This window comes from Roseiarcus sp., assembly GCF_052145395.1.
Classification (GTDB): Bacteria; Pseudomonadota; Alphaproteobacteria; order Rhizobiales; family Beijerinckiaceae; genus Roseiarcus.
Map to the genome: position 1 here is coordinate 1 of NZ_JBKQOT010000697.1, position 6065 is coordinate 6065.

Annotated in this window: 5 protein-coding genes; 3 read left to right on the forward strand and 2 right to left on the reverse strand. The window is 62.3% G+C overall.

The window, feature by feature from the left end:
* Nucleotides 1–292 precede the first annotated feature (292 nt).
* The gene (locus ACLP25_RS23865) at nt 293–1033 is read left to right on the forward strand and encodes a HugZ family pyridoxamine 5'-phosphate oxidase (RefSeq protein WP_442471616.1); all 741 of its coding nucleotides are present in this window, start codon (nt 293–295) and stop codon (nt 1031–1033) included.
* 48 nt (nt 1034–1081) lie between these two features.
* On the opposite strand, the gene ACLP25_RS23870 is transcribed toward ACLP25_RS23865, so the two are convergent.
* Nucleotides 1082–1846, reverse strand: coding sequence for a hypothetical protein (locus ACLP25_RS23870; RefSeq protein ID WP_442471617.1), 765 nt, complete (start codon nt 1844–1846; stop codon nt 1082–1084).
* 236 nt (nt 1847–2082) lie between these two features.
* A complete protein-coding gene (locus tag ACLP25_RS23875; protein ID WP_442471618.1) occupies nt 2083–3270 on the reverse strand; it encodes an FkbM family methyltransferase in 1188 nt (395 codons plus the stop codon).
* Nucleotides 3271–4302: 1032 nt separating this feature from the next.
* Between ACLP25_RS23875 and ACLP25_RS23880 the strand changes: the two genes are divergently transcribed.
* On the forward strand, nt 4303–5148 hold the full coding sequence (locus ACLP25_RS23880; protein WP_442471619.1) for a class I SAM-dependent methyltransferase: 846 nt from the start codon (nt 4303–4305) through the stop codon (nt 5146–5148).
* A 708-nt stretch (nt 5149–5856) separates the two neighbouring features.
* Nucleotides 5857–6065, forward strand: a 209-nt coding sequence (locus ACLP25_RS23885) for a hypothetical protein (protein ID WP_442471620.1), incomplete at its 3' end; no start/stop codon positions are given.

Below are 6065 nucleotides of genomic sequence, written 5' to 3' on the forward strand. Positions count from 1 at the left end.
CGCACCATCATAACCGTTCGCGGCTGAAATGTGTTCCATTTTTGGGAAATCAGCTGGACAGCATCCTTAGGTGGGGTCGGCGGGGACTTCCGGCAACCCCAACCGCGCCGCATTCGCGTCCCGCGGACTCCGAACGCGCCGCCGCTTGACCTCGCGCGTCCGGCTGCCGGGGGCAGCGTTCTTGCGAATTGTTCCCTCTGAGCGCCACATGACAGGCTGCGCGCGTGTCTCCCCTTGACCCGCGCGTCGACCACGGTCTTTTCTGCGCGGACTTCGAATCCCCGAGACCCTCATGGCGAAAGCTCCTGTCGATCCTCAGGCCGGGCGCGCAGAGGCCGTCGCCGACGCCAAGCGCCTGATGCGGCTTGCGCGCACGGCGGCGCTGGCGACTCTCGATCCGGCGACGGGCGCGCCTTTGACCACGCTCGTCGGCGTGGCTAGCGATTTCGACGGCGCGCCGCTGTTCCTGATGTCGACGCTCGCCCGCCATACCCGCCACGTTGCCGCCGATCCGCGCGGCTCGCTCCTCCTGACAGAGGAACCGGAGCGGGGCGATCCGCTCAATCACCCGCGTCTTACGCTGAACGGGCGCGTCGAGCGGGCTAGCGAACCGCGCACTCGCGCGCGCTACCTGCAGCGCAATCCCAAGGCGAAGCTCTACGTGGACTTCGCCGATTTCGCTTTTTTTCGGCTCGCGATCGACCATGTCCATTTCAACGGAGGTTTTGGCCGCGCAGACGCGCTGACGCCGGACGATATCCTGATCGGGCGCGAGGCCGAGACGGTCTTGGCCGATGCGGAGCCTCGTCTGATCGACGGGGTCAACGCGCTCGGCGATGAGGCCCTCGGGCGCCTTGCTGGGCGCAAGCCGAGGGGGCGGCAGGTGTGGCGGGCGATCGGCCTCGACGCCGAGGGGCTCGACCTCGCGGCCGGAAGCCAGGCGGCTCGCGTCGCGTTTTCAGTCGTGGCGAGAAGCGAAGCGGAGTGGCGCGAAAGGTTGGGGAAGGTCATGGCGGGAGGCGTCGCCTCTTGATCCTGCTTGGCCGCCGCCAGGGACGCCCGGCCGGCGGCGGATGGATCGTTACGACGCTTTCCCCGGCGCGGCCGGGACCATCCACCAATAATACGATTCAGGCATGTTGGCGCGAATCTGGCCGGCGTAGTCTGCGTCCAGCGGAACGAATGGGAGATACTCACCGTATCGGTCGCCTTTGAACGCTTTGTTGATGACGTCGAGGGGCAACTGGTCTTCAAGCGTGCGATGCACGAGGTTCGCCTGCGGGTGGCTCTTCTCGAATTCTGCGAGATGGCGCACGGCGTTCCCAGCCATGACCTGCAAGGCGCTTTCCGCGAAATCGTAGCGCGGACACCACAGCGCGGCCCAGCCGTCCGTGAAATCGTTGAAATACGACTGGACGCGTTGGCTGATCAGAAACGCGTCGGATTCGATATGAATCAATTTTTCGAAGCCGTGGCTGACGGCGAATCGGCCGGCGAAAACGAACGACCGATACCACCCGGGAAAGTCCCAGTCCGATCGCCGGCCGAGCCTTTCCGAGAAGTGATGGAAGACCAACTCCGGCAGGCGGTCGACGCCGGCATGGTCCTCCGCGTCGGTCCAGATCGTAAGTCCTGGCCAGTCCGGAAGCACAGGCGAGCCGTCGTCGACGATAAGAATGGCGTCGTACGCAAGCCTTGACGAACGGATGGCGCGCAGCCAGCGCCCATGACGCGCGTTCCACAGTTCGCGCGAGTCCGAAAAGCCTGTGCAAAAGACCAGGGTTTTGGGTCGACCCGCGGCGGCAAGGTCGGCATTCGATGGGGAAGCCTGATCGCGGCTTGACATGGCAACCAGCGCTCCTGCGGGGCAGTCGGACGACGAGCCGCTGCCCGACGCCCCTATTTGCAGGCCAACCGTGTCGAACGTATCGGCCAGCTTGTCAATGCTCATCCGGGTGCGAACTACAGGGGCGGATAGCGTGTTTGCGCGGAGCGGTCAAAGAGAGAAACACATCTCCTCGCCGCTCGCGTAAATCGCCGTTTGGGTCGTCCTGGATGAGCAATGCGCCTGAGCCGGCCGCGCTACGCCCGGCTCGCGTAAATCAAGGAGGCGTCGGGGTTGTCGAGGTGCAGGAAATCGAAAGTAATGAAACCATTGGCCGATAGTCTGCCGACAATGGTCTCGTTGGTCAGTTCAGCCGACCACCATTTGTGCCACTCCATCATCACGATGTTGACTTTCTTCAACATGCCTGCATTGTCCAGGGACTCCAGGATCGCGAATTCCGAGCCTTCGCAGTCGAGCTTGAGGACGATGCGGAGCTTATCGTCCGACGCCGACTCGATAATCGGCTTGAGCGCCTCAGTAGCGTCCTTGACGGAGATTCGGTCGATTATCGGTCCGTCGCCGCCCCGAATGGAGGTGCTGAGCGTCGCATCATCCCAGCAACGGACCTCCAGTTTCTCAGTCTTGCCAGCGAGACCGAAGTTGTTCGGATTAATCTTACCCCTTATCTCGGGATTGAGGGCAAAGTTCTCTAACGCCCGTTGGAACGGACGGGAAAACGGCTCAAAGGAATGAACAGCGCTGACTTGCGGCATGCGAGCAAAATACAGTGAAGCCATACCGACATTCATTCCAACATCGATAGCGCAAACTTCCCCTTTGATTTCAAATTTATACGCGCTATGCCTGAATATCTCGCTGATAAGCTGCAGGTCATCGCGTGACTTGATGAGGACCTTAATCCCCATCCAGTCAACGATAATGTTATTATCCCAGTGGATGAGCTTCGCTCCACGGTACACAAACGTGCGAAATAAATCTACATTTTCTTGGTAGAAGGGGCTGTCCTCAACGCTCAGCGCGTCTCCTGCCAGGGGAACCACGTCTCTGGCGTATCGCGCTTCGAATGCGTGTCCCCCCATGGAGTGAAGTCGGAATTCGAGGGTCTTCGGCGCATCGATCGAGAACCGAAGTTTCACGGGCATCGGCGAGCCGTCCTTCAGGTAGTCCGAACTGATATTCGCCCGGGTGAGCACCTGCTGCCCTATGTTTGCGGCCACATCGACCCAGCAAAAATCACGGCCGTCCGACACGAATCCGTCGCTGGGCGAAACCATGTAGGTGACTTCGTAGCTTCCCGGCTGAAGCAACTCGTAAGGTCCGAACATCACGCATCCGGACTGCCCAACGGGGACTTTGACGTAGGGTTCGCCGTCTGCGTGACGCGTGATCTCGCCGTTGCAATTCGGAAAACGCTCAGCCACCTCAAAACCTCCTCAACCTTCTGCGGTCGTAACGCATTTCCGCCGCGGCGCTTGGGGCGGTTCCAACTTCCGTTCAGGTGAGACCCCCACTCTCGCAGAAGGTCGACCCCCAATGACCCAATTCTCATACGCTAGAGCAAGATGTCTTCAGGTTAAACCAGCTCCCTCATTGCGACTATATCGGCGTCGAAGCGCCCGTCTGTCGACGGGCTCTGGCGACGAATCCATCCAGGAGGCCAAACGAGCCGTTCGCCCGGATGCCGTCGGCGCGAGCCATTTGGATTTCCTTGGGGGTCCGCGGAGCGAGGCGCATTCGGCCCCCATCCGGCGTCATTCAGCGCGCGTTCGGCATGCGTTCGACACGCGTTCGACACTCGTTCGGCGCTGGATTTGACCCCCTTATTCACCCGCGAATCGTGACCTTTCAATGCGTTGCACTCGAGTTTGCGCAAAAATTCATTCGCGCGAATTTCTTCGTCATGCGGCCAATCCCCGGGCAAGCGGCCGCGTCCCGTCCAAGACGACGGCGTCGATCCGATTGCGCTTCGTCTAATGCTCGCATGAAGGGGATCATACAGGAATTTCTGTTTTTCCGCAAACAAAGGTCGCGCCATCCTCATTCACGCGGGTGAAGAGCGCCGACCCCCTTCTCCGCCCAGAAAACGGACCGGCGAACGCCAAGCCTGCCCGCGGCTTCCGGATCACTTGAGGCTCACAAGGACAAGGGGCGCGCGCGGCGCCATTGCGGCGAGATTCGAGGCACAACGGACGCGTCCGGGGGCGCTGGCGATGTTCTCGTCGCGGCGCGAAGGCCCGGCACTGATTAAAGGCCATCGGGCGAGGGTTGATCGTCGCGACCCGATTTCATTGTGCTTTACGACATTACTCAGATCGGCGGCGGTGTGCCGCTCACTGGCGGGAACTCAGTGGCGCTTTCTGTCAGTCCGGTCGGAGCCAATCTTCTCGATCGAGGTTGACCCGGCCCGCGTTTTGGGCGTGAAAGGGAGCCGCGTCTACGGAGTGCATCCGACGATGAAACATGGCCAAGCCAGCCGCACGGCGCTCAGCGCCGCGGGACACCGAGCGGCGCATCAGGCGATCGAAGGCGGCCTCTTGTTTGCCGATCCGCTAGCGATCCGCATTCTCGGCCGCGACGCCGAAGAGGCGATCGCCCTTTCCAAGGCTCGGCCGGAGCGGCGCGCGCTGCGCTTCTTTGTCGCCATGCGCAGCCGGTTCGCCGAGGAATCGGCGCGACGAGCGATTGAGGCCGGCGTGCGGCAGATTCTCGTGCTCGGCGCTGGGCTCGATACCTTCGCCTACCGGCTCGAGCCGCGCGAGGGGCTTAGGGTTTTCGAACTCGACCATCCGGCGACGCAGCGCGACAAGCGCGCCCGCCTTGCGCAGGCCGACATCGCTGAGCCGGCGCACGTCGCTTACGTGGCGCATGATTTCGAGCACGGCGACATGACGGACGCGCTCGTCGCCGGCGGCCTCGACGTCGCCCGCCGGACCTTCGTCCTGTGGCTCGGAGTCGCCCCCTATCTGACCGAAGACGCGGTCTACGCGACGCTCGTCGCGCTGGCGCGGTTTCCCGGCGGCGTCGAGGTCGTGTTCGACTACGCGAACCCGCCACATGCAATCGAAGAGGCGCGCGTGCGCGACTTCCACCGTGCGATGGCGGCGCGGGTGGCGGAGAGCGGGGAGCCGTTCCGCTGCTTTCTCGAAACCGCCTTGCTGCGCGAACGGGCGCGATCGTTGGGCTTCGTCGAGATCGAGGATCTCGACCTCGCCGCACTGGTCGAGCTTTATCTGCCGCACATTCCGGTCAAGCCGCGTCCAGGGCCGGGAGGGCATGTCGTGCGCATGGCGACGGGCTAAGGGTTCAAATCTGTCGCTTGGCGCCCATCAGCGTTCATCGGAAAAGTACGAAGCGCGATCATTCGAAGCCGGCGCCACCGGCGACGGCAAGGCGCAAGGAGCGGTCATTGCTCAGCGGCGCAGCGCATGGGTCAAATCGACCCTTTACCGCCCTTCCCGACCAGCCCAGCACGAGCGCAGAGCGCCATAAAGCGGGCATAGGCGCTATCGGGAAAGAGCGCCAAGCGGCTGTTACTGAAACTGGCTGCGAGCGCGACGATGCGTGAGCAGATGACGATCGCGCTGGCAAAATCCCTCCATCGACGTCCATGCTGTCGAACCATCTCAAGGAGACGAAACCTCAATCGATCTTCGTGATACAGTGAACAGGTCGTGATTTCGGTGAGAAGGATCGCCACGGCGGCAACTGGGCGAAATGATCGCCAGCCGCTTAGCGTCGATCGCCGCGATGGCTGCGTCGAGCGCATCGATCTGTCGGACGAGCGGGGCGTGGACGACGCGCGGGCGATCGGAGAACCACGACCTCGCCGTCCTCGACGAAGCCGTTGGCGGCCAGGCGCGCACCGCCGGCGGTACCTGCGGCGGGCATTCAGAGGGCGGAACGAAAGTGACTTGTGATCCCCATCACAGACTCCCACCCACGCAAAGGGATACTTGCGCGATGGTTTGATGAAAGGATCTCCGTCCCAAATCAGGAGCGCTATGGCCATGAAGACCATCGATGTCGGGAGAGCGGCCAAGCCACTTCAATCATTGTACGCATGTAATACAATTTTTCTGGTAGCCGGGATATTTTTCGGCGCCGCTTTGGTCGGCGACATCGTCGCGGGAAAGTTCGGAATTGGGTCGATCTCGACCGCCCTGGTGTGTGCGCCCGCGACGTGGCTGGCCTGGCGAACCAGGGATCCAGTCCGCGC

What these genes read in the sequence shown, in the direction of transcription:
- ACLP25_RS23865 (WP_442471616.1), top strand. Translation starts at nt 293, where the DNA reads ATGGCGAAAGCTCCTGTCGATCCTCAGGCCGGGCGCGCAGAGGCCGTC.
- ACLP25_RS23870 (WP_442471617.1), bottom strand. Translation starts at nt 1,846, where the DNA reads ATGTCAAGCCGCGATCAGGCTTCCCCATCGAATGCCGACCTTGCCGCC.
- ACLP25_RS23880 (WP_442471619.1), top strand. Translation starts at nt 4,303, where the DNA reads ATGAAACATGGCCAAGCCAGCCGCACGGCGCTCAGCGCCGCGGGACAC.